Consider the following 22,962-nt stretch of genomic DNA (forward strand, 5'->3'; position numbering starts at 1 on the left):
CGACTGACGGCGACCTCGCGACTTCAAGAGTACGACGCGGAGCTGACAGAGCCGTAGGGCTTTTCGTCGCGGTCTTGCACCGCCGCTCGGGTGACTTCGCCAGGGCCGCCGCGGCGCCCCGGGCGCGGAGACCCATACCACTTCTTCACGAAGCACACCGCTCCGTATCACGCCTTTTCATCAATCATGGCTGCGAGGGGTGACAGAGTGGTGACGCAGTGCAATGGTGCCGCACATGACCAGTCACGGGGGCCACGGGCCCGTCTTCTGCACCATCGTTCCACCGCACGTCCTCGACAAGCTCGCCCGGCACGAGGACACCGCGCTCGCCACTCCCGCGCGCCGCACCCTGGAGCGCGACGCGCTCGAGCGCACCCGCCGCCGGCTGACAACGGTCATCGGCGCACCCGCGGCGGCCCCGCCCCAGGACACCGCCGGCCAGCCGCACCGCACCGTCTACGACGCCGGGCACCACCAGACGCTGCCGGGGAAGAAGGTCCGCGGCGAGGGCGACGAACCCGGCAAGGACGCCACCGTCAACCGGGCCTACGCGGGCCTCGGCGCCACCTTCGAGCTGTACCGGACGGCGTACGGGCGCGACTCCATCGACGGCAAGGGGCTCGCGCTGGACGCCAGCGTGCACTTCGGTCAGGACTACGACAACGCCTTCTGGAACGGCGAGCAGATGGTGTTCGGCGACGGGGACGGCAGGATCTTCCTCGACTTCACCCTCCCGGTGGACGTCATCGGGCACGAACTCACCCACGGCGTCACCCAGTACACGGCGAACCTGGCCTACTTCGGCCAGTCGGGCGCCCTCAACGAGTCGGTCTCGGACGTCTTCGGCTCGCTGATCAAGCAGTACACGCTCGGCCAGACCGCCGACGGGGCCGACTGGCTGATCGGCGCCGGGCTCCTCGCCCCGCACGTGAACGGCACGGCACTGCGCTCCATGAAGGCGCCGGGCACCGCGTACGACGACCCGGCGCTCGGCAAGGACCCGCAGCCCGCGACCATGGCCGGGTACGTGAGGACCAGCCAGGACAACGGCGGCGTGCACATCAACTCCGGCATCCCCAACCACGCCTTCTACCTGGTCGCCACCGCGCTCGGCGGACACGCCTGGGAGCGGGCCGGGCAGATCTGGTACGACGTGCTCACCGGCGGCGAACTGCAGCAGGACGCGGCCTTCGCGGACTTCGCGAAGCTGACCGTGGCGGCCGCCAAGTCCCGCTACGGCGCCACCGGCCAGGAACAGGAGGCGGTGCTCAAGGCCTGGGAGGAGGTGGGGGTGCCGACGGCGTAGTTCTGTACTAGACAGACACCCATGCGTATTCACGTCAGGCGCACGGGCGGTTTCGCGGGCATCGAGCGGCAGGCCGAGGTGGACACCTCGGGGCGGCCCGACGCGCCCGAGTGGCACGCCCTGGCCGAGCGCGCGCTCGCGGCCGGCCAGGGCGCGCCCCCCGCGGGGGTTCCCGACGGATTCAGCTACCAGATCACCGTGGACGGCAGGACGGTGTACGCCGCCGATCCCCGGCTGACCGAGGAGCAGCGGCAGCTGGTCTCGCGGGTACTCAAGGAAGGGGCCTGACCGCTTGTTCACGCGCCTGCCCGTTGACTTCTGTTACCGGCGGTAAGGATGATCCGCGCATGGCGACAGACGAGCGCACGGCGACGGACCCGATACCTCAGTTCCCGCCCGGCTTCCTGTGGGGCGTGTCCACCTCGGCCCACCAGATCGAGGGGGCGGCCGGCGAGCGCGAGCCCTCGGTGTGGGACGCCTTCACCGCCGAGCCCGGCCGGGTGAAGGACGGCTCGACCGCGGAGGTGGCCTGCGACCACTACCACCGCTACCGCGAGGACGTGGCGCTGCTGGCCGGCCTGGGCGTGGACGCGTACCGCTTCTCCGTCTCCTGGCCCCGGGTGAACACCCCCGGCGGCCTCGACTTCTACGACCGCCTGGTCGACGAACTGTGCGCGGCGGGCGTACGCCCGGTCGTGACCCTCTTCCACTGGGACCTGCCGGTCACGCTGGACTGGCTCCAGCGGGACACGGCGTCGCGTTTCGCCGAGTACGTGTCGGTCGTGGCGGGCCGTCTCGGCGACCGCGTGCACAAGTGGATCACGCTCAACGAACCCGCCGAGCACACGCTGCTGGGCCATGCGCTGGGGGCGCACGCGCCCGGCAGGCAGCTGATGTTCGACGCCCTTCCGGTGGCCCACCACCAGCTGCTGGCCCACGGCCTGGCCGTACGGGCGCTGCGCGCGGCCGGGGCGGCCGACATCGGGATCGCCAACTCGCACGGCCCGACGTGGCCGGCGTCCGGGAAACAGGAGGACGTGGAGGCGGCGGAGTTCTACGACGTCCTGCTGAACCGGTTGTTCGCGGACCCGCTGCTGCTCGGCCGTTACCCGGACGGAATGGACGAGTTGATGCCGGGCGACGTGCACTCCGACCTGAAGGTGATCGCGGAGCCGGTCGACTGGTACGGGATCAACTACTACGCGCCGACGCGGGTGGGCGCCCCGCAGGGCGCGGAGATCGAGTTCGGCGGCCTGACCCTCCCCGCCGAACTGCCCTTCTCCGTACGGGAGACCGAAGGTCACCCGGTCACCGACTTCGGCTGGCCGGTGGTCCCCGAGGCGCTCACCGAGCTGCTGACCGGCTTCCGCGCACGCTACGGCGACCGCCTGCCGCCCGTCGTCATCACCGAGAACGGCTGCTCCTACGAGGGCGTCGACGACCAGGAGCGCATCGCCTACCTGGACGGGCACATCCGGGCCCTGCACCGGGCGCTGGAGGCGGGTGTCGACGTGCGGGGCTACTTCGTGTGGTCGCTGCTGGACAACTTCGAGTGGGCGGAGGGGTACGCGCGCCGGTTCGGTCTGGTGCACGTGGATCACGAAACTCTGGAGAGGACGCCGAAGGCGTCGTACGGCTGGTTCCGGGACCTGCTGCGGGCCCGGGGATGACGACGGCCGACCGGGCCGTGCCCGCCGTCGACGCCCTGGCCGAACCCGTCGAACGCGTCGGCCGGGGCTGGACCTGCGCCCTGTCGCTGGCCAACGGGGCGATCTGGGTCGGCTGGTACGGCCCGCTGCAGATCCTGCTGGCCTCCCAGGCGAAGGACTTCGCGCCCGGTTCCGGGATGTCCAAGGAGACGATGCTGGCCTGGGTGACGGGGGCGGGCGCGGCGGTGTCGCTGGTCGCGAACCCGTTCTTCGGCGCGCTCTCGGACCGTACGACGGCGCGCTGGGGCCGCCGTACGCCGTGGATCGTGGCCGGTACCGCCGGCGGCGCGGTGTCGCTGCTGCTGCTCGCGGGAGCGGGCGGTCCCTGGACCATGGCGTTCGGCTGGTGCCTGGTGCAGCTGACGCTGAACGCGGCCTTCGCGGCGGTGACGGCGGCGGTGCCGGACCGGGTGCCCCGGATGCAGCGGGGGTCGGTGGGCGGCTGGCTGGGCGCGGCGCAGATCCTCGGCGTGGTCGGCGGTACGGGCCTGGCGACGGTGGCCGGGGGCGTCGGGGCGGGCTACGCGGCGTGCGCGGTGTTCACGGTGGCGGGCGTCCTGCCGTATGTGCTCGCCCACCGGGACCTGCGGCTGCCGGTGGCGTCCCGGCCGCCCTGGTCGTGGCGGGGCTTCCTGGCCGGCTTCCGGCTGAGCCCCCGCCGCCACCCGGACCTGGCCTGGGCCTGGCTGACCCGCTTCCTGATCAACCTCAGCAACGCCCTGGTGCTCCTGTACCTCCTGTACTACCTGCGGGACCGCTTGCACCATCACGACCCGGACCAGGGCGTCCTGATCCTCACCGCGGTGAACGGGGTGACGCTGCTGGCGACGGTGGTGGTCGGCGGGGTCTGGTCGGACCGGGTGGGCCGCCGCAAGCCGTTCGTCATCTGGTCCGGGGTGCTCATGGCGGTCGCGACGGCGGCCCTGTCGGCCTGGCAGACCTGGCCGGGGGCGATCGTGGCGGCGGCGGTGCTGGGCGTCGGCTTCGGGGTGTTCACCTCCGTCGACTTCGCGCTGATGACGGACGTCCTGCCGAAGGCCCTGGACCGGGGCAAGGACCTCGGGGTCGTCAACGTCGCCAACGCCCTGCCCCAGGTCGCCGCCCCCGCACTGGCGGCACCGATCGTCACCCACCTCGGCGGGTACCGCGTCCTCTATCTGGCGGCGGCCCTGATCGGGATGGCGGGAGCGGGGCTGGTGGGGCGGATCCGGGGAGTGGACTGAGCCGGTGTGCGACCGCCCCGGGACTCAAGGGCGCCGCCAGTCGTCCCCGGCCATGTGCGAGCCGGCCATCGGGCCCATCCGCAGCATGCCGCCGTCCACGCTCCAGGAGGCCCCCGTGACGTAGGACGCGTCGGGGCCGGCGAGGAAGGCGATCACGGCCGCGACCTCACGGGCGTCGCCCGGGCGCCCGAGCGGGACGCCGGGGCGGGGCTCGGTGTGCACGTCCGTGTCCTCCTGGCCGGTCATGGGCGTGGCGATCTCGCCGGGCGCCACCGCGTTGACGGTGATGCCGTGCTCGGCCAGTTCCAGGGCCATGACCTGGGTGAGCAGGCCGAGCCCGCCCTTGGCCGCGCAGTACGGGGCCGCGCCCACCCGCGGCTGGTGCTCGTGCACGGAGGTCACGTTGACGATCCGCCCGCCGTCACCCTGCCGGATCATCCTCCGCGCCGCGCGCTGACCGCACAGGAACGGGCCCAGCAGGTCGACGTCCAGGACCTGGCGCACGTCGTCCAGCCCCAGGTCCAGGAAGGGGGTCATGGTGCCCGTACCGGCGTTGTTGACCAGGACGTCGATGCGGCCGAGCTCCTCGCACAGCGCGTCGACCGTGTCCGCGGCCTCGGGAAGCCGGGTCAGGTCCACCTGGGCCACGGCGGCCCGCCGCCCCTTGCCGCGGACCTCCTCGGCGGTCTGTTCGGCGCCCTTCTGGTCGCTGTGCCAGGTGATACCGATGTCCATCCCCGCCTCGGCCAGGCGGACGGCGGTGGCGCGGCCGATACCGGAGTCCGATCCGGTGATCACGGTCACCTTGGACGCGGACGGGGTGGGGGCGGACATACGGGCCTCCCGCGGGGGTGTGCGGTCCTGGACGAGGGGTCGACCGAGGGGCCGACGAGGGATCGCAGTACCCGGGGACGTACCGGGCAAACGGTGGCCGGCGCCTGCCGGGTACTACGGGGCGCCGGCGTCGCGGGCGGCCCACACGGTCGGGTAGTGAGGCCGGAAGCCGAGATCCCGCCGGATCCGCTCGGTGGACATGATTCCGAACCAACGGGTCGGGATCAGTGCGCTTGCGGAGTTCGGCGGGCACCTCGACGCCGTTGAGCCGGCGCCCGGGCACCGAGTCCCACGAGCGCCTCCGGCTCCTGCGGGTCGTGGGACTGCAGGACCTGTCACCGAGCGAGGCTGCGCAGGAAATGTGACTTTAGGAACTATTTGTCCGAAAGCCACCCCTGGTCCCGCATACTGATACGGGCCTTCGCATCCGGCGCGCCTCGGCTAGCATGCGGAGCATCATGCGTTTCGGGCTGCTTCTCCTTAGCTGCCGCGGCGAGGGCCTGTAGTCGAGGCCGACTCCCTCCCCGCGGAGCTTGGCGTTGCGTCGTCGGCCGTCCTTCCGGACCCCATGAGGAGCCCACGCACCATGGCGAACCGCCAGCAGCCCACCTCCATGCCGATCCACAAGTACCGGCCGTACGAGCAGGTCGACATCCCCGACCGCACCTGGCCCGACCAGCGGATCACCAAGGCCCCGCGCTGGCTCTCCACCGACCTGCGCGACGGCAACCAGGCCCTGATCGACCCCATGTCGCCGGTGCGCAAGCGCGCCATGTTCGACCTGCTGGTGAAGATGGGGTACAAGGAGATCGAGATCGGCTTCCCGGCCTCCGGCCAGACCGACTTCGACTTCGTGCGCTCCATCATCGAGGAGGAGGGCGCGATCCCCGAGGACGTGACGATCTCCGTCCTGACCCAGGCCCGCGAGGACCTGATCGAGCGGACCGTCGAGTCCCTGAAGGGCGCGCGGCGCGCCAACGTCCACCTGTACAACGCGACCGCCCCGGTCTTCCGCCGGGTCGTCTTCCGCGGCTCCAAGGACGACATCAAGCAGATCGCTGTCGACGGCACCCGGCTGGTGATGGAGTACGCGGAGAAGCTGCTGGGCCCCGAGACCGAGTTCGGCTACCAGTACAGCCCCGAGATCTTCACCGACACCGAGCTGGACTTCGCCCTGGAGGTCTGCGAGTCGGTCATGGACGTCTGGCAGCCCGGCCCGGACCGCGAGATCATCCTCAACCTGCCCGCCACCGTGGAGCGTTCGACCCCGTCCACGCACGCGGACCGCTTCGAGTGGATGCACCGCAACCTCTCCCGCCGCGAGTTCGTCTGCCTGTCCGCCCACCCGCACAACGACCGCGGCACAGCCGTCGCCGCCGCCGAGCTGGCGGTGATGGCGGGCGCCGACCGCGTCGAGGGCTGCCTGTTCGGCCAGGGCGAGCGCACCGGCAACGTGGACCTGGTCACCCTGGGCATGAACCTCTTCTCCCAGGGCGTCGACCCGCAGATCGACTTCTCCCACATCGACGAGATCCGCCGTACCTGGGAGTACTGCAACCAGATGGAGGTCCACCCGCGCCACCCCTACATCGGGGACCTCGTCTACACGTCCTTCTCCGGCTCCCACCAGGACGCCATCAAGAAGGGCTTCGACGCCATGGAGGCCGACGCGGCGGCTCGCGGCGTCACGGTCGACGACATCGAGTGGGCGGTGCCGTACCTGCCGATCGACCCCAAGGACGTCGGCCGCTCCTACGAGGCGGTCATCCGCGTCAACTCGCAGTCCGGCAAGGGCGGTATCTCCTACGTCCTGAAGAACGACCACAAGCTGGACCTGCCGCGCCGGATGCAGATCGAGTTCTCGAAGATCATCCAGGCGAAGACGGACGCCGAGGGCGGCGAGATCACGCCGAAGGAGATCTGGGACGTCTTCCAGGACGAGTACCTGCCGAACCCGGACAACCCGTGGGGCCGCATCCAGGTCAGGACGGGTCAGACGACCACCGACAAGGACGGCGTCGACACCCTCACCGTCGAGGCCACCGTCGACGGCGAGGACACGGTCCTGACCGGCACCGGCAACGGCCCGATCTCCGCGTTCTTCGACGCCCTGCAGTCCATCGGCATCGACGTACGCCTGCTGGACTACCAGGAGCACACGATGAGCGAGGGCGCCTCCGCGCAGGCCGCCTCGTACATCGAATGCGCGATTGACGGAAAGGTCCTGTGGGGGATCGGCATCGACGCGAATACGACACGTGCCTCGCTGAAGGCGGTCGTCTCCGCGGTCAACCGAGCCGCCCGCTGACCCTCTGACCTCCACGTTCACGGCCCCGTCCGCCTCCTGAGGCGGACGGGGCCGCGTCGTGCACCGGCCATTTCGGCCGAAGATCACGAGGAGGTCTCGTCCGGGGTGCTGACTCCGCCTCAATAATGTGGCTAACATCACGCCAGCAGCGGCGATGATGCCGCGGCGAGGACGGAGGTGCGACGTGCTGCCAGGACGGGGACGCAACGGCCCAGAAGCCCGCAAGGGCCGCATTTCGCAGATCCTCGGCGTCCGTACCGCGTGGACCGCCGTCGGCGACGGCGAGTTCTTCTGCCCCGGCTGCGGGGGCGACCGCAACTACCAGCGCCTCACCGGACGGCGTCGCCTCACCCTCGCCGGCCTGCCGGTCGTGCCGCGCGGGGAGACGGGTCCGGTCGTGGAGTGCGCGGCCTGCGGCCACCACTACGGCACGGACGTCCTGGACCACCCGACCACCACCCGCTTCGCCGCGATGCTCCGCGACGCCGTCCACACCGTGGCCCTGGCAGTCCTCGCCGCGGGCGGCACCTGCTCCCGTACGTCCCTGGAGACGGCCGCCACCGCCGTCCGCTCCGCCGGCTTCGACGACTGCACGGCGGACGGGCTCAGCGCCCTGGTCGACGCCGTGGCCGCGGACACCGGCCGGGTCTGCGGCGAACCGGGCGGCGGCGCGAGCCTGGCCATAGAGCTGCACGAGGCCCTGGACCCGCTCGCCCCGCACCTCGCCCCCACCGGCCGCGAGTCGATCCTCCTCCAGGGCGCCCGCATCGCCCTCGCCGACGGCCCCTACACCCCTGCGGAACGCGACGTCCTGGCCACGGTGGGCGCGGCGTTGACGATCTGCTCGCAGGACGTGACGCGCCTGCTCGCGGCGGCCCGCACGGTGTCGTAGTCGGCACGACGGGGCAGCGGTCACCCGGTCCGGTTCCGGCGCATTCCCCCGACCGACCCGAGTGACCGTCACAGCAGCCCGGCCGCCGCGAGATGCTTCCCGACCCGCTCCCGCTCCTCCTGCGTGAGCGGCACCTGTGGCTCCGCCGTCGCCGGGCACGCGATCACCCCGCGCAGATGCAACGCCGCCTTGAACGCGCCCAGCGCCGACGAGCTCGCGCCCATCCGGGCCGGGTCCCCGACGCCGACCATGCCGTACAGCGCGCACAGCCGCTCCTGCTCCGCCCGCGCCGCCTCCCAGTCGCCCGCGCGGCACAGCCGGTCCAGGCGGACATAGCCCTCCGGGTCCACGTTCGCCAGCCCGGGCACCGCCCCGTCGGCGCCCAGCGCCAGTGCCGAGTCCACGACCAGCTCCGAACCCGTCAGCGCGCTGAACCCGGTGAGCGCGGGACGCGACCGCACCCCCGTCACGACCGTGCGCAGACCGGCCAGGTCGCCGCTTGAGTCCTTCAGCCCGGCCAGCGTCCCGTCCGCCGCCAGCTCCAGCACCAGCTCCGGGCCCAGCTTCACGTGCACGGAGACGGGGATGTCGTAGGCGACGACCGGCACGGGGGAGCGGTGGGCGACCAGCCGGTAGTGCCGGGCGATCTCCGCGGGGTGCGTCCGTGTGTAGAAGGGCGCCGTCACGACGACCGCGTCCGCGCCCGCCCGTGCCGCATACGCCACGTGGTCCAGCACCCGCGGTGTCGTCATGTCGATGGCCCCGGCCAGTACCGGCACCTGCCCGGCGACATGGGCCACCACCGACTCGACCACGACAGCGCGCTGACGGTCCGTGAGGTGGGCGGCCTCGGCGGACGACCCCAGCACGAACAGGGCATCCACCCCGCCGTTCAGCAGATGGTCCACCAGCCGCAGCAGAGAGGGCACATCCACCTCGCGGTCCGGTGCCAAGGGGGTGCAGACGGGCGGGATTACTCCGGTCAGCGGGGCGGGGAAGGGCATCGGGGCTCCCGGACGTGTTCCTGTTCCCGGCGCGGCGCCGGCCACGGCGGTGGCCGTCGGGGGCCGGGACGGCCGACGTGTTCGGCTCGGAGGCGGCTCGCCCCCTCCCCAGGATGGTGGCAGCGAGAGCGCCGGCCGACGGCCGCCGACGGCCACCGCCGTGGCCGGCGCCGCGCCCGCCCCCGCGGGCCCGCCGGCCGACACTGGACCGATGAGCGATCCCGAACCGGACGACGGCGGCAGCGGGGCCGACGGCGGAGGCTGGGACCCCGGGGCTCCCGGCGTCCTGCGACTGCCGTCCGGGCGGCTGGTGCGCGGGCGGGGCCTGCGGCGGCCCGTGCCGGACGGGCCCGCGCCCACGTACGGGCTGTATCTGCTCGGCGGGCGGCCCCCGGACGTGCCCTGGGCCTGCGACTGGCTGCGGTGGCCCGACTTCCGGCTGCCCAGCAGCCGTGGCGAGGCCCGGCGGCTGCTGACCGAGGCATGGGAGCGGGCCGCACACGGGCGCGTCGAGGTCGCCTGCGGCGGGGGACGCGGCCGTACCGGTACCGCGCTCGCCTGCCTCGCCGTACTGGACGGCGTGCCGCCGGAGCGGGCCGTGGCCTATGTGCGCGCCCACTACGACCGGCATGCCGTGGAAACACCCTGGCAGCGGAGGTACGTACGGCGCTTCACAGGCCGAGCGTCATGATGAGCCGGTCCTCTCCGGCCCCGAAGTAGTCCTTGCGCACCCCCTCGTCGGACGAGAAGCCCAGCGACCGGTAGAGCATGATGGCGGCCGCGTTCGCCGGCTCCACCGTCAGCCGCACCTCGCGCACCTCCTCGGCCCGCAGCCGGCGCAGCACCTCCAGCATCAGCCGCCGGCCGAGCCCGCGCCCCCGCTGGTCCCGGGTGACGCCGAGGCTGACGATCCAACTCCGGTAGCGGTCTGGCGTGGTGACGTACAGGACGTACCCGTGCAGGCTCCGCCCGTCGTCCAGCACCAGCAGACAGTCCCCGTGCAGGTCGAACAGCTGGCGCAGCACGAAGTAGGGGTACGGCTCGTCGGGGAACGCCTCCCGGTCCACCCGCACCAGTTCGGGCAGGTCGTCCTCCGTCACCCCCCGCATCGTCAGGGGGCGGTCGACGAACGCCCGGTCGTGGAACAGAGCCGGTCCGGTCGGCCCGCCACGCGACGGGAAACGTTCCTCTGGAAACACAGTCATGCCGCCCCCCTGCGGAATGGAGTCAAGCGCGGGTGACCATCCGTACGGGTGGTACGAGTGGGACGCGCGCTGTCTGCCGTTCGGGTATGTTCGACAGATTTCCGACCATCTTGAGCGGGACGATCCGGCCCCTTCAAGGCAGGATCAGGTCCAATAAGTCGTTCGCCCCGATGCGCCCCCGGTGCGCCCCAAGTGGCCTAACTGCGTCGCCCGGTTGGCCCAAGGGGGATCCCGCCCGGTCTTCCGATTGGTACGCTCGACCAATGACCTTCAGATCGCCGGGGGACGTGCAGCTGAATGCGGACGTATCATGGGCCGCATTCGACCCCATTGCCTACGTTGAGCACAATTACCGCGGCCTGCAGGCGGAGGACGCGGAGATCCTTCAGATCGTGGGCGATCATTTCGGCGATCATTTCCAGGGACGTGACACCACCCACGTTTCGGGCATCGATGTCGGGGCCGGCGCGAACCTCTACCCGGCGCTCGCCATGCTCCCCTGGTGCGACGAGATCACCCTCTACGAGCGCTCGCCGTCGAACGTCCGCTACCTCGAGAGCCAGGTCGCCTCCTACGACGGGAACTGGGACCAGTTCTGGGACCTCCTGCGCAAGAACGAGGCATACGGCGCACTGGAGTTGGACCCGCGCGCCAGGTTCCGGGACGTGGTCCGGGTCCAGTCGGGCAACCTCTTCGACCTGGTGCGGCACCAGGGCCGCTGGTCCATGGGGACCATGTTCTTCGTGGCGGAGTCGATGACCACCTCGCACGCGGAGTTCGCCCGCGCCGTCGAGTGCTTCCTGCGCGCCCTCGCCCCAGGTGCACCCTTCGCCGCCGCTTTCATGGAACATTCGTCCGGGTATCACGCGGGCAAGCATTTCTTCCCGGCGTGCGACGTGGGAGAGTTGGAGGTGTACGAGAGTCTCGTGCCTTTCGCGGGCGAGTTCAAGACCATGCGTCTCAAGGCTTCGGCCGCCGTGCGTGAAGGCTATTCGGGAATGATCGTCGCCTACGGCTGGAGGAATTCGGAGTCCGACATTCCGGAGTCCGATATTCCGGCCGTTTGAGGACCGCATCGTCGCAACAGAAGACGGCACGTCCTCCAATCATGGCAACGCGGCCTGTGTGAGGGGCATGGGATGCAGATCAAGCCACGCCAGCATCTGCTGGACATCTGGCAGGCGATCGCCCGCCACTCGTTCGACGGCGGGGAGTGGACCTGGGGCAAGCGGGGCGGGGAAAGCAGCGTCGCCGACGCCGAGCGCCTGCTCTGCATCCTGTACCCGGCCACGGAGATCCCCGCCTTCCGCCTGGACGACCCGGACACCACACAGGACGACGTCCAGAGGGTGATGAAGCGGGCCGGCGGGCGCCTGGAGATCCCCGCGAACCTCGTCACGGCCACCGCCGAGTTCATGCGCAGGCACACCGACGAGAAGAGACCCACGTTCGCCGGCGGCCACTACTTCGTGTCCGGGGACCAGGACCGCGACCTCACCCAGGAACAGCGCGACCTCGGAGTCGTCGACTCGTACTCCATGTCGATCACCCTGTGCCTGGCCACCCTCGGCTTCCTCAAGATCTACGAGTCCAAGACCCGGCGCGGCGACGTCCTGGAGACCATCCAGGAAGTGCGCACCGCCACCAGCAACCGTCTCACCGCCGCCATGGTGAGCCTGCTGCGCTCCTTCACCATCAACGTCTTCGACACCGACTCCTCCCAGGGGCGCACGCTGTGCGAACTCCTCGGCCAGGGACGGCTGTCGCAGCGGCATGTGCTGCGCAGGTTCCAGGACCGCTTCGAGGCACTGCGCGCCTCGATCGTCGAGAGCTTCGTCCTCGGTGTCGACGTCGAGGAAGGCCTCAAGGACCCCAACCAGCTCTTCGAGTGCGGCTGGGGCTGGAGCATCGTCAGGGACGCGCCCGAGGTCCCGACCGACGAACCCATCGGGCCGCAGCCCCAGGGCGTCGCCAACCCGGTGCCGTACCTCTACTTCACCGTGGTCGCCCTCGACGGCATCCAGGACCTCTTCTCCGACCGCACCCTCACCCTCGGCCTGCTCAACCCCGAACAGCAGCGGCTCGCCGAGGCGTTACGACTGCGCTGGGAGATCACCCAGCAGTTCTGGTCCGGCATCGCGCGCTTCGGCGGCGACCGCTGGCCCCTCGAGGACATCCCCTGGCGCACCACCGGCCAGAAACTCGAATCCGAGTACTTCTCCCTCTCCGTCGCTGCCATCCTCGTCCACGACCTGATGCGGCGCCGCGCCACGGACGACGACCTGACCCGCACCGTCAGCGTCATGGAACGCCTCGCCGAGCGCGGTCGCATCACCAGCCGCATGACCCAGGACGACCCCATGGTCCGGCTGCACCACCCCGGCGTCACCCTGCCGCTGCAGGGCAGCGAGAGCGTCGGACCGCCCATGCAGTGGATCATGAGCGACTTCTCCGCGCAGCTGCTCAAGCGGACCATCCAGCTGTGCACGCTGTCCCGCAACCTGGGTTCGCACGACCGGCTGCTCCGGCTCGCCGAGGACATCTTCGACCACCTGTGGCGGCGCCGGATCGGCGACGGCGAGGGCACTGGCCTGTGGGACAACGTCCACGCCGCCTACCCCGAGACGCCGGCCTACGAGGGGCAGGTGTCCTGGAGCGTCACCGAGCGCGTCACCGAGGTGATGGTCCAGGTCCACCAGATGTACAAGCAGCCCCCCATCCGGAGCAGCGAACTCACCGTGCTGGCCCGCGCGTTGCTGAGCGAGTCCACCCACCTCCTCGGCAACGAGCAGATGGAGCCCGCGCCGGCCTCCGAGGGCAACCGCGGCATGGAACTCAGGAGCATCGAGGTCAAGTTGCGCCGCGCCCGCAAGCTCGTGGACGAACAACCCGGCACCGCCTGCTCGTTGACCCTCGACGTCCTCGGACAGCTCGACGCTCTCGCCCGGGCCCGCGAAGCCGCGGCCCAGGGGGTGTGACCGTGCTCGTCTTCGCGGCCTCCGACAAGGGGGGCACAGGCCGTTCCGTCACCAGCGCCAACCTCGCCTACCACCGTGCGCTGGCCGGCGACGACGTCTGCTACCTGGACTTCGACTTCGGCTCGCCCACCGCGGCGGCCGTCTTCGACGTACCCGACGCCCGCCGGGCCGCCGAGGACCGCGGCCTGCACTCCTACCTGACCGGCGAGGTCGGCGAACCGGCCCGCATCGACGTCTGGGCCGACACCGAACACCCGGTGCTGCGCAACCGGCCCCCCGGCTCCGGCAGCCTGGTGCTGATGCCCGGTGACGTCAGCGGCGGCGAGTTCGCCACCACCGACGCCACCCTGCGCCGCTGCGTCGACCTCCTGCTGCGGCTCAACGGCGAGTTCGACATCATCGTCGTCGACCTCAGCGCCGGCCGCAGCTACGCCGTCGACATGGCCCTCGAGGCCACCTCGCAGCGCGAGCTGCGCGGTGTCCTGGCACGCTGGCTGGTCTTCCACCGGTGGACCCGCCAGCACGTGGCGGCCGCGGCGAGCCTGGTCTACGGCAGGCGCGGCATCGTCGCCGGCGGGGTGGCCCGAGGGCACGACGAGGAGGGGCTGCGGAACGTCATCCGGTTCGTCCGTGCCGCCGTACCCGACCCCGAGTCCGCGCTGTGGTCGCAGGTGTCGGCGACCCAGTCGGCGTGGATGCGCGCCTGCGACCGCGACCTGAAGCAGATGTCCTCCAACCTCGGCATCGGCTACACCCAGGTCCTCGGCTCCGTGCCGCTGGAGCCCGTCCTGCAGTGGCGCGAGCAGCTCATCACCGACGAGGACGTCCTCGACAGCCAGATCGCCAACCGGGAGACGTGGGAGGCACTGAGCGAACTGGCGAACCGGCTGACCGACGACAAGTACTGGGAGCAGCCGTGACGGAAGCCGTGTTCCGCGAGACCACCGCAGAGCCCCGCACCCAGTCCGTACCGCTCGCCCACCTCTCCCTGGAACTCGGCCACCTCTACATGGAGGACTTCGAGGCCGGGCCCGAGCGGCTGCGAGAGCACTTCGCCGAGGTACGGATCTGGGTGGAGGCCGCCCGGGCCGCCGCCGCCCGCCGCACCGGCGGCAGGCGGCCCCGCATCAGCACCTGCTTCCTCATCGACGACTACTTCACCCGCTTCTCCACTCCCGCCGAGCTCGTCCCCGTGGTGCTTCAGGAGGCCGAGCGGGCCGGTCTCGTCATCGACTACCTGGCCCGCGAGTCGGGCTGCGCCGTCGCGGACAAGATCGAGCTCGCCGAGGCCGTGATGCACCGCCTCGTCGAGTCGCCCCCGCCGGGCAGCTACGGCTCCCGCCCGCCCGTCAGCCAGACCGGCTGGCTCGCCAACGGGCAGCGCAGCCCCGGCTCGCGCAGCGCCATGGGGGAGATCACCGGCTGGCAGCCGCCCCAGGAGACCGCCGCCCGCAACCACTCCGTGTTCATGGACGTCGAGCTGTGGTCCGAGAAGGACGGACAGCGGCTGTGGTCCTGCCCGTTCCTCGCCGCCGTCTGGCAGCTCGCCCGCCTCGGCCTGCTGCGCCACCTCGGCGAACCCGTCCTCGTACCGCGCCCCTGGAACGGCCGGGACTTCCCCCACGAGTGGGACCGGCTGCCGCCGCTGATCCAGCTCAACCCGGCGGCGGCGCCGTTCAGCGCGTACCGCACCTGCACCCTGATGGCCAACCGCTTCCTCGCCGTCGAGGACGCCGTACGGCTCATCCTCGACCAGATAGACGTCGACTCGGGCGCGCTCAAGCAGGTCGCCGAGCGCTCCGCCCGCGAGGGCGCGGCGGTGCCGGACGCGGTCGCGCAGCGCGCCACGTACGTCTTCTACGAGGAGCCCGCCGGCGCCCTCCCCGCCGAGGGGAGCTGAGATGCCGGCCGGGGGACAGTCGGCGCGCCCGGTGCTCGCCTGCGGTGAGGTGCGGACCTGTCTGCTGCCGTCCTTCCACGCCCTGGACGGCCGGGCCGCCGCCCAGTTGCTGAGGCTGCGCGCGGACGAACAGGTCCGGGTCTCCGAGCGGCCCAACCTGTACGCGCTGTCCCCGGACGTCCTCACCGGCGTGGACTGCCGGCTGCCCACCTCCAACGGCGCCAAGGTACGCGCCGTCGGCACGGTGGCCGCCCGCGCCGCGCTCACCGAGGGCCGCGTCCTGCAGGCCACCGCCTACTTCAGCGCCCCGTCCGCCGGCCCCGACACGCGCCGCCCCTGGGGCCACTACCTCGTCAGGCCCGGCCTGGTCGAACCCTTCGGGAAGCTCCCCGAACAGGCCACCGCCGAAGGCGTCCTGCGCGGCGGCGCACGGGGCGAACTCGACCTGGGAATGATCGCCGAGGGCCTGCTCGCCCAGCTGCTGCGCCACCCGCTGCTCGACCACAAGGCACCCTTCAAGTCCCGGCGCACCCATGTGCGCTGGGTCGCGCGACGCGCCCCGGACGGCGAGGGACCGTCGCTTCAGCGATTCACCCTCGCCGAGCACGGGCTGCGGACCGTGGAACTGAGGCTTCCGGAGGACGTCCCGGCCGCCGCGGCCGCCGGCCTGTGCGAGGACCTCGCCCTGCACGACTGGCTGCTGACGACCGTCGTGCACATGCTGGACAGCAGCCGGCTCGGTGCGGCGGACGGCCCCGCGGCCGTCCTCGCGCTGCGCCCGGCCGTCGATCACCTGCTGCATCTGTGGATGCCGCGCGCACACGTGGACCGCACCCTGGGTCACCTGTGGGACGTGCTGGAACGGGAGCCGGGGTTCACCCGTCAGTGGCAGACCCTGGTCCAGCGCATCCGTGACCAACTGGCCGTCCAGGCCATTCCGTTGCTGCACGAGGCACTGAGCACACGCTGAAGGGCGGCACGAACCGACAATCGCGACGGGGGAGAGGCGACATGACCGGATCGTCAGGAGCGTCATCAGGGGAAGCACGCAGGGCGTCCAGGAGCGAGGAGGGGCAGCGCTCACCGAACCTGTTACGGAAGACACTGGTCACGGCGGTGGTGGCCGCCGCCACCTACTTGCTCACCAACGTCCTCAACCAGGACAAGAACGAGGTGTGGCAGCTGACCGTGTCCGTCGTTCTCGGTGGCGCGGCGCTGATCATCCAGTACCTCGTGGACTTCGAGCAGCGGCTGAACTCGATGGAGCAGGGTCTGGACAAGTACCACCTGGAGATGCGGAGGGAGGTCGAGGGGGCCTTCGCGCGGATCAGTGAGGCGACCGAGCTGTTCAGCGAGGTGGACCGCTCGGTGCTGCGGTCCGACGGCGTGGCCCGGCTGGCCCGCGCCTACACACATGTGGGCCGCCAGGAGTCACAGCTGGTGAAGGACTTCGCCCAGGACCGGATCGCCCAGCTCGCGTCCACGATGGAGAGCCTGAGCCGGGGCAGCACGGACTGCCCGGGCGAGGAGCACGACTGGCTGATCTCCCTCACCGCGTGCTGCACGCGCACCCTAGAGGCCACCAGCACCCCCGTGGACCGCGACTTCTGGACCAGCGAGCCCGCCAACCGCTATCTGAAGGCACAGGAGGAGGCCGTCAAGCGGGGAGTGCGGGTACGGCGGCTGTTCCTCGTGAAGAATCCGCTGGAACGCACCGAGGAGCTGGAGGAACTCTGCCGCAGCCAGCGGGACCTGGGCATCGACGCACGCATCGCGGTCCGCTCGGAACTGCCGCAGCGCGCCCGCCTCACGCTCACGAACGACTTCATCGTCTTCGACGGGCAGCTCTGCTACGAGATAGAGCCGGACGTGGACGTCGTGCCGGCCAAGACCCTTCTGAAGATGACACCCGCACACGTCCAGGAGCGCATGAAGCGGTTCAACGTCCTGTGGGAGGCGACCGAGCCCACCGGGCCGGACCCCCTGCCCGCACCGACCGCCGCGTCCGGCTGAGCGGCAGGCCGCACGTCACGCGTCACACGCCGCACGTCACACGCCGCGGCGTCCACGGTGTTCTCCGGGCGGCGCTGCTCCGCCGGCCCGCTCCGGGGACAGGTCCTGGGTTCCGATCACCGAGAGCAGTTCCAGTTGGGCGGCGCCCTCGGTGCCGGGCGGCGCGGAGAACCACAGCAGGCGCTGGCGGCCGTCCTCGCTGAAAACAGGCTGTGGCAGTCCAGTTCGATGACGCCGAGGGCGGGGTGGACGATCCGCTTGTGGTCGCTGCGGCGCAACGCGACGTCGTGGGTCTCCCAGAGGCCGGAGAACTCCGGACTGCGCCGGCGCAGCGTGGCCACCAGCCGGGTCACCTCGGTGTCACCGGCCCGCCGGGCGGCGACCGCCTGGAGGTCGGCGACGAAGACGCGGGAGTGGTGCGGGTGGTCCTCGGCGGGGTAGATCCCGCGGGCGTCCGGATCGGTGAACCAGCGGTACACGAAACTCGCCTCCAGGCCGCGCACCGCCGGGGCAGGGCCGAGGAGCGCGACGGCCAGGGGATTCTGTGAACCAGGCGATTTGGGTGCTCGCCTGCCATGGGCCCGCCGAGGGGCGTCCCTTGGTCGATCGCATCAAAGGGTCGACGCTGCACAACCTGAAGGAGTTGCGCCCCGGGTCGACGGGGCGCAGTGAGGTGCGCGTTCTGTTCATGTTCGACCCCTGGCGCTCCGCGATCCTTCTGGTGGCGGGAGACAAGGCCGGAAACTGGAACGCTTGGTACGACGAGGCGATCCCTTTGACCGAGCGTCGCTACGCGGAGTACCTGGCTGATCGGAAGAAGGAGTCGGGGAAGTGAGCGGATACACCAACTGGTCGGCCAGTGGGCACCGTGAGCGGGCTGAGGAACTGGCGGGTGGTGAGGGCGCCTTTCTCGAGGGTGCCCAGAAGCTGCTGGCTGAGGCGAGGGCCTGGAGGCTCGTCGAGATGCGTCAGGAGCGGGGCTACACCCAGGCGCAGGTGGCCGAGCGTATGGGCGTGAGCAAGGGCCGGGTCTCGCAGATCGAGAGCGGTCAGGTCTCCGGTACGGACGTCGTGGCGAGGTATGTCGAGGCGCTGGGCGGGAGTCTGGTGATGGTCGCGGTCTTTGCGGACGGGGAGTTGCGGAAGGTCGGCTGACGTCTGCTGACCGAGCTTCGGGTCGGCCACCCCGCGCGGCCGCTCTCGCCGTCAACGCGTTCGTACGAGGAAGACGTCCCCTCGCTGATCCCCGGGCCGTATCAGCGGTGCGCTTCGGGTCCCCGTCCAACGACCGCCTGACGCTCACTGGGGAAATCCGGTGAGGCCTGTGAGGCTCCTGTGAGAAGGTGCTGACGACCACGCGGCACATGACATGTGCTGTTCAGCAGATCGCAGGGGGAGCATTCATGATCAATGCCCGACGTCGGCGTGCGTTCCGGGGCGCACTGGCCGCCACCGCCGCCACCGCCGTCACGGCCGTGCTGGCCGCCACGGCCGGTACGGCCTTCGCCTCCGGCGACCCGGCCGGGGCCGCCCGGACGCGTGCCGCATCCGGGCCCCGGCACCAGGCCCGCGACGTACAGAGCCTGGGGCCGCGCGTCCGTGCGGACGGCCCGGTGCAAACGCCCAGCTTCCCGCTGACCGCCGTTCACAAGCGGACCGCCGAGCTGTACTTGTACTTCACGGACGACAAGGGCGGCTTCAGGCCCCGCGAAGACGTGGGGGTCACGTTCGAGGCCTTCGCCGGCTCGATCGATGTCGACAACGACAAGGACGGGTACAGCGACGGCACCTGGTACCTCTACAAGGACGGGAAGCTGGACTTCGACTGGATCGACGACCAGCTCGACTCGCACACCAAGCACGTCGGCACGGGCTGGAACGTCTACACCACGGTCCTCTCTCCCGGGAACCTCGGCGGCGCCAAGGAGGCCGACCTCATCGGCGTCGACAAGGCCGGTGTTCTGTGGGAGTACCTCGCCCACCCGGACGGCACCCTCACCTCGCGGAAACGTATCGGCGCAGGCTGGGACCAGTACACCCAGATCGCCGGCCAGGGTGACCTGACCGGTGACGGCAAGGCCGACATCGTCGCCCGGGACAAGTCCGGCGTTCTCTGGCTCTACAAGGGCACCGGCGACTACCAGGCCCCCTTCGCGCCCCGTACGAGGATCGGCGCCGGCTGGAACACGTACGACCGGCTGCTGTCGGTCGGCGACCTCGACGCCGACGGCAAGCCGGACCTGATCGCGCGCAAGCCGAACGGCGACCTGTTCCGGTACTCGGGCACGGGCGACACCCGGGCCGTGTTCCTGAAGCCGGTGAAGATCGGCAGCGGGTTCCAGATCTACAACCTGCTGTAGCTGTACGGACCGGCAGGACCGGACCGGCCGTTGCCTCCGCCTCGGTGACGGCCCGGTTCGGCGTCTCCTGGGAACTGGACCTGCCCGTGTCAGCCACTCAAGGTGACACCGGTCCGGACCGAAGGCGAAGGGGAGAACATGTCCCAGAACGGTGATATCGACACTCGTGGAGCAAACAAGGCGTCCGCTCTGGCGGTGGGGCAGGTCCTCACGGCAGAGCGCACCATTCTGGCTGAGGACATCGCGGCCTTCGCCTCCCTGGTGGGCGACGAGGGGCGCCACCACATCCCGGCTGACGGGCCGGTCATGGCGCACGGGCTGCTGACAGCCTCGTTGGCGACGCAGATCGGCGGCCGACTGGACTACATCGCCCGTCGGATGAGCTGGGAGTTCCTCAAGCCCGTCTGGGAAGGGGACACCATCACCGCACACGTGACAGTGCGGGCACTGGAACGGAAACGGGCCGGGATGAGGATCGAGTTCGGCATTGTGATCGTCAACCAGGACGGCGACGAGGTGCTGCGCGGGGACAGCACGGGCGTTGTGCGCGACCAGGGAGTGCGTGAAATCCCCGGGCGGACGGGCGACGCCTGAGACCGTGCCTGCTGGGCAGACTGACCGGCATGGCGACCTACGACACGCTCGGCGCGACGTATGCCCGGACACGGCAGCCTGATCCGCGGATCGGCGCGCAGATCCGCACCGCACTCGGCGACGTCAGGGACGTGATCAACGTCGGCGCGGGCACCGGCTCGTACGAACCGCCGCAGACGGTCCTCGCGGTGGAACCCAGCCAGGTCATGATCGCCCAGCGCCCGCCGGGATCCGCACCGGCCGTGCAGGCCGTCGCGGAACGCCTCCCGCTGCGTGACGGTGCCGCCGACGCCGTGATGGCCCTGCTCACCGTCCACCACTGGTCCGACCTGGCGGCCGGAATCAAGGAACTGCGCCGGGTCGCCCGCCGCCGCATCGTCATCCTGACCTGGGACCAGCGCATCTTCCGCGAGCGGTTCTGGCTCGTACGGGAGTACCTGCCGGAGGCGGCCGCGTTCGACGACACCCGCGCCGTCCCCACCGACCGACTGGCTGACCTGCTCGGCGGGGCGCGCCAGGAACCGGTCCGGGTCCCCCATGACTGCGTGGACGGATTCGGCGCCGCATACTGGCGCCGCCCCAGCGCCTACCTCGACCCGCAGGTGCGGGCGGGAGTCTCCCTGTTCGCCCAGACCGGCGAAGACGCCCTCGCGCCCGGCCTGACCCGGCTCGCGGAGGACCTGGCGACCGGCCGCTGGCACACACGCCACGCCGAGCTGCTCACGCTCGACAGCATCGACGTCGGGTACCGGCTGCTCGTGTCCGACCGCTGACCCGCGGTGTCCGCGCACGAGCGCCGTCCAGGCGGCCTCGATCAGGGCCAGGGACGCCGTGGGCGAGAGCGCGGCGGCCCTGGGCAGATCGTATGGTCGGCGAGCGTCACCGCGCTCGCGTACTCCGCCGTCTGCGACAACCCCGGCACCGACGTCGGCGCGAACTCGCAGATCTTCGTGGCCGTCCGCTCGAGCTCAACCACCTGAGCGAAATAATCCGCGTGCCTCGCGTCATCAATGAGCTTTCGCCACGTCCGCTCGAAAAAGCCCTCGGTTTGCAGGACCTCGTCAATCCGCTGTGCCACGTCCAACTGAGGTTTGCGAATCGCCTGTTCGAATTGGCCGATGCGGCCGCCCGAGACGAAAACACGCGCCCCCAGCGACGCCTGGGTGAATCCGGCGTTCTCCCGTCGCCGCTTCAGCTCGGCGCCGAAGAACTCCCACGCCGCCTGCCGTGCACCGTTGGCCATGGCTCAACCCGCCCCTGCTGCCTCGCACTTGTAGGGCACAGACACCTGTCGAGTGTAGATGCAGAGCGTCACCATGGAGATGCGAAGCGTGAAATTGCATGGGGAAGGGGAGCACGGTGACTGCAGCACACGTATCACTCGGGGGACGAGACTCGGCGCACCGCGTCGAAGAGGCGGAGGAGACAGTGAAGGAATTGCGGGCTGCGCTCGCGAGCGTCGGAATCACATTGCCGTCGCTCCGGCTCGACCCGGCAAGTCTGGCGCGGGAGACACCCTGTCCGCTGGTGGAATTGGGCGGCTGTTCCGTCGATGTCGCCGCTCGGCTCGCGGCGGCGCTGCGGGCGCTGCCGGCGGCGGAGGCGCGATGAAGAAGAAGCCGCCGATCGGGTCGTACGCCGTCGACACCCGTACCGGGAGGGTGGGCATCGTCATGGGGCACGAGGGCCCGTACGTACAGCTGAGACCGTACGGCGGGGGCAAGGAGTGGGACGTCGAACCGGAGGCCGTGCGCCCGGCGACCCAGGCCGAGCGTCTGCGGGCCGCGACGGCGTACGCCAACGCACGCAGCCGCGGTGAGGTCCCTTGAGGACCCGGCCCGAGCCGGGCCCGCCGTAGGCGAGAATGGACCCCATGAGTCTGTTCCGCGACGACGGCATAGTGCTGCGCACCCAGAAGCTGGGTGAGGCGGACCGGATCATCACGCTGCTCACGCGTGGTCACGGACGTGTACGCGCCGTGGCCCGCGGGGTGCGCCGGACGAAGTCGAAGTTCGGGGCCAGGCTGGAGCCGTTCTCGCACGTGGACGTGCAGTTCTTCGTGCGCGGGAGCGAGCTGGTCGGGCGGGGGCTGCCGCTGTGCACCCAGAGCGAGACCATCGCGCCGTACGGCGGTGGGATCGTCACCGACTACGCCCGGTACACCGCCGGGACCGCCATGCTGGAGACCGCCGAGCGGTTCACCGACCATGAGGGGGAGCCGGCCGTCCAGCAGTATCTGTTGCTGGTCGGTGGCCTGCGGACGCTCGCCCGTGGTGAGCACGCGCCGCACCTCGTCCTGGACGCCTTCCTGCTGCGCTCCCTCGCCGTCAACGGCTACGCGCCCAGCTTCAGCGACTGCGCGAAGTGCGGCATGCCCGGGCCGAACCGCTTCTTCTCGGTCGCCTCGGGCGGTTCCGTGTGCGCCGACTGCCGGGTGCCCGGCAGCGTCGTACCCTCGCCGCAGGCCCTGGAACTGCTCGGCGCGCTGCTGACGGGAGACTGGGAGACCGCGGACGCGTGCGAGGCGCGGTACGTCCGGGAGGGCAGCGGGCTCGTGTCGGCTTATCTGCACTGGCACCTGGAGCGGGGGCTGCGCTCGCTCCGGTACGTGGAAAAGTAGGCGGCACAGCTACGCA

At 70.8% G+C, this 22,962-nt stretch carries 23 protein-coding genes and 3 pseudogenes; 20 read left to right on the plus strand and 6 right to left on the minus strand.

Going from position 1 to position 22,962, the window contains the following annotated elements:
- The first annotated feature begins 235 nt into the window (after positions 1-235).
- From ACFYZE_RS00795 to ACFYZE_RS00810, 4 genes are read left to right on the plus strand one after another with little or no spacing between them, the layout of a single operon-like run.
- Positions 236-1,306, plus strand: coding sequence for a M4 family metallopeptidase (locus ACFYZE_RS00795; RefSeq protein WP_388986459.1), 1,071 nt, complete (start codon positions 236-238; stop codon positions 1,304-1,306).
- A gap of 21 nt (positions 1,307-1,327) precedes the next feature.
- Complete coding sequence (locus tag ACFYZE_RS00800) at positions 1,328-1,594, plus strand: protealysin inhibitor emfourin (RefSeq protein ID WP_388986461.1); 267 nt, start codon at positions 1,328-1,330, stop codon at positions 1,592-1,594.
- Positions 1,595-1,653: 59 nt separating this feature from the next.
- Positions 1,654-2,976 (plus strand): GH1 family beta-glucosidase, encoded by a 1,323-nt coding sequence (locus ACFYZE_RS00805; RefSeq protein WP_388986464.1) that lies wholly within the window; start codon positions 1,654-1,656, stop codon positions 2,974-2,976.
- Positions 2,973-4,238 carry an MFS transporter gene (locus ACFYZE_RS00810; RefSeq protein WP_388986467.1) on the plus strand — a complete coding sequence of 422 codons (1,266 nt, stop codon included), beginning with the start codon at positions 2,973-2,975 and terminating at the stop codon, positions 4,236-4,238. Before ACFYZE_RS00805 ends, ACFYZE_RS00810 begins: the two co-directional genes overlap by 4 nt.
- A gap of 24 nt (positions 4,239-4,262) precedes the next feature.
- Here the strand turns inward: ACFYZE_RS00810 and ACFYZE_RS00815 are convergent, their stop codons facing one another.
- Both ACFYZE_RS00815 and ACFYZE_RS00820 read right to left on the minus strand, forming a co-directional pair.
- Positions 4,263-5,072, minus strand: coding sequence for an SDR family oxidoreductase (locus ACFYZE_RS00815; RefSeq protein WP_388986470.1), 810 nt, complete (start codon positions 5,070-5,072; stop codon positions 4,263-4,265).
- Positions 5,073-5,186: 114 nt separating this feature from the next.
- Positions 5,187-5,343, minus strand: a pseudogene (locus ACFYZE_RS00820) (NAD(P)-dependent oxidoreductase); the annotation flags it as partial.
- Between the two features lie 315 nt (positions 5,344-5,658).
- On the opposite strand from ACFYZE_RS00820, the gene leuA reads away from it, so the two are divergent.
- Both leuA and ACFYZE_RS00830 read left to right on the plus strand, forming a co-directional pair.
- Positions 5,659-7,380 carry a 2-isopropylmalate synthase gene (gene leuA, locus ACFYZE_RS00825; protein ID WP_388986473.1) on the plus strand — a complete coding sequence of 574 codons (1,722 nt, stop codon included), beginning with the start codon at positions 5,659-5,661 and terminating at the stop codon, positions 7,378-7,380.
- Between the two features lie 184 nt (positions 7,381-7,564).
- Positions 7,565-8,272, plus strand: a complete 708-nt coding sequence (locus ACFYZE_RS00830; protein ID WP_388986476.1) for a TerB family tellurite resistance protein — start codon at positions 7,565-7,567, stop codon at positions 8,270-8,272.
- Positions 8,273-8,340: 68 nt separating this feature from the next.
- Here the strand turns inward: ACFYZE_RS00830 and ACFYZE_RS00835 are convergent, their stop codons facing one another.
- The gene (locus ACFYZE_RS00835) at positions 8,341-9,276 is read right to left on the minus strand and encodes a dihydrodipicolinate synthase family protein (protein ID WP_388986480.1); all 936 of its coding nucleotides are present in this window, start codon (positions 9,274-9,276) and stop codon (positions 8,341-8,343) included.
- Positions 9,277-9,487: 211 nt separating this feature from the next.
- Here ACFYZE_RS00835 and ACFYZE_RS00840 point away from each other — a divergent pair, with 211 nt between their 5' ends.
- The gene (locus ACFYZE_RS00840) at positions 9,488-9,967 is read left to right on the plus strand and encodes a protein-tyrosine phosphatase family protein (protein WP_388986483.1); all 480 of its coding nucleotides are present in this window, start codon (positions 9,488-9,490) and stop codon (positions 9,965-9,967) included.
- Here ACFYZE_RS00840 and ACFYZE_RS00845 read toward each other — a convergent pair.
- Complete coding sequence (locus ACFYZE_RS00845; protein ID WP_388986486.1) at positions 9,948-10,481, minus strand: GNAT family N-acetyltransferase; 534 nt, start codon at positions 10,479-10,481, stop codon at positions 9,948-9,950. The genes ACFYZE_RS00840 and ACFYZE_RS00845 overlap by 20 nt on opposite strands.
- A 263-nt stretch (positions 10,482-10,744) precedes the next feature.
- Between ACFYZE_RS00845 and ACFYZE_RS00850 the strand changes: the two genes are divergently transcribed.
- The 6 genes from ACFYZE_RS00850 to ACFYZE_RS00875 all read left to right on the plus strand — a co-directional run bounded on the left by ACFYZE_RS00850 (position 10,745) and on the right by ACFYZE_RS00875 (position 17,372).
- The gene (locus tag ACFYZE_RS00850; protein ID WP_388986489.1) at positions 10,745-11,548 is read left to right on the plus strand and encodes an SCO2525 family SAM-dependent methyltransferase; all 804 of its coding nucleotides are present in this window, start codon (positions 10,745-10,747) and stop codon (positions 11,546-11,548) included.
- A 72-nt stretch (positions 11,549-11,620) separates the two neighbouring features.
- A complete protein-coding gene (locus tag ACFYZE_RS00855; protein ID WP_388986491.1) occupies positions 11,621-13,459 on the plus strand; it encodes an SCO2524 family protein in 1,839 nt (612 codons plus the stop codon).
- A 2-nt stretch (positions 13,460-13,461) separates the two neighbouring features.
- Entirely contained in the window at positions 13,462-14,379 is a 918-nt protein-coding gene (locus ACFYZE_RS00860; RefSeq protein WP_388986494.1) for an SCO2523 family variant P-loop protein, read from the plus strand.
- Positions 14,376-15,359 carry an SCO2522 family protein gene (locus ACFYZE_RS00865; protein WP_388986497.1) on the plus strand — a complete coding sequence of 328 codons (984 nt, stop codon included), beginning with the start codon at positions 14,376-14,378 and terminating at the stop codon, positions 15,357-15,359. The genes ACFYZE_RS00860 and ACFYZE_RS00865 overlap by 4 nt, the downstream gene beginning before the upstream one ends.
- A 1-nt stretch (position 15,360) precedes the next feature.
- Positions 15,361-16,329 (plus strand): SCO2521 family protein, encoded by a 969-nt coding sequence (locus ACFYZE_RS00870; RefSeq protein WP_388986499.1) that lies wholly within the window; start codon positions 15,361-15,363, stop codon positions 16,327-16,329.
- 41 nt (positions 16,330-16,370) lie between these two features.
- On the plus strand, positions 16,371-17,372 hold the full coding sequence (locus ACFYZE_RS00875) for a DUF6879 family protein (protein ID WP_388986502.1): 1,002 nt from the start codon (positions 16,371-16,373) through the stop codon (positions 17,370-17,372).
- A 36-nt stretch (positions 17,373-17,408) separates the two neighbouring features.
- Here ACFYZE_RS00875 and ACFYZE_RS00880 read toward each other — a convergent pair.
- Positions 17,409-17,917 (minus strand): annotated as a pseudogene (locus ACFYZE_RS00880) (transcriptional regulator); the annotation flags it as partial.
- On the opposite strand from ACFYZE_RS00880, the gene ACFYZE_RS00885 reads away from it, so the two are divergent.
- From ACFYZE_RS00885 to ACFYZE_RS00905, 5 genes are all read left to right on the plus strand, one after another.
- Positions 17,917-18,207: a type II toxin-antitoxin system RelE/ParE family toxin gene (locus ACFYZE_RS00885; protein WP_388986505.1), complete on the plus strand. Its 291-nt coding sequence runs from the start codon at positions 17,917-17,919 to the stop codon at positions 18,205-18,207. The pseudogene ACFYZE_RS00880 and the gene ACFYZE_RS00885 sit on opposite strands and share 1 nt — an antisense overlap.
- Positions 18,204-18,527, plus strand: a complete 324-nt coding sequence (locus ACFYZE_RS00890) for a helix-turn-helix domain-containing protein (RefSeq protein ID WP_388986508.1) — start codon at positions 18,204-18,206, stop codon at positions 18,525-18,527. The genes ACFYZE_RS00885 and ACFYZE_RS00890 overlap by 4 nt, the downstream gene beginning before the upstream one ends.
- A 248-nt stretch (positions 18,528-18,775) precedes the next feature.
- Entirely contained in the window at positions 18,776-19,732 is a 957-nt protein-coding gene (locus ACFYZE_RS00895; protein ID WP_388986510.1) for an FG-GAP repeat domain-containing protein, read from the plus strand.
- A 138-nt stretch (positions 19,733-19,870) separates the two neighbouring features.
- Positions 19,871-20,326 (plus strand): hypothetical protein, encoded by a 456-nt coding sequence (locus tag ACFYZE_RS00900; protein WP_388986513.1) that lies wholly within the window; start codon positions 19,871-19,873, stop codon positions 20,324-20,326.
- A 29-nt stretch (positions 20,327-20,355) separates the two neighbouring features.
- Complete coding sequence (locus ACFYZE_RS00905) at positions 20,356-21,099, plus strand: methyltransferase domain-containing protein (RefSeq protein ID WP_388986515.1); 744 nt, start codon at positions 20,356-20,358, stop codon at positions 21,097-21,099.
- Positions 21,100-21,185: 86 nt separating this feature from the next.
- On the opposite strand, the pseudogene ACFYZE_RS00910 reads toward ACFYZE_RS00905, so the two are convergent.
- A pseudogene (locus tag ACFYZE_RS00910) lies at positions 21,186-21,569 on the minus strand (Scr1 family TA system antitoxin-like transcriptional regulator); the annotation flags it as partial.
- Between the two features lie 364 nt (positions 21,570-21,933).
- Here ACFYZE_RS00910 and ACFYZE_RS00915 point away from each other — a divergent pair.
- Both ACFYZE_RS00915 and recO read left to right on the plus strand, forming a co-directional pair.
- Positions 21,934-22,155 (plus strand): hypothetical protein, encoded by a 222-nt coding sequence (locus tag ACFYZE_RS00915; RefSeq protein ID WP_388986518.1) that lies wholly within the window; start codon positions 21,934-21,936, stop codon positions 22,153-22,155.
- A gap of 44 nt (positions 22,156-22,199) precedes the next feature.
- Positions 22,200-22,946 (plus strand): DNA repair protein RecO, encoded by a 747-nt coding sequence (gene recO / locus ACFYZE_RS00920; RefSeq protein ID WP_388986521.1) that lies wholly within the window; start codon positions 22,200-22,202, stop codon positions 22,944-22,946.
- Positions 22,947-22,962 lie beyond the last annotated feature (16 nt).

It is taken from the genome of Streptomyces sp. NPDC001796, from assembly GCF_042892355.1.
GTDB lineage: Bacteria > Actinomycetota > Actinomycetes > Streptomycetales > Streptomycetaceae > Streptomyces.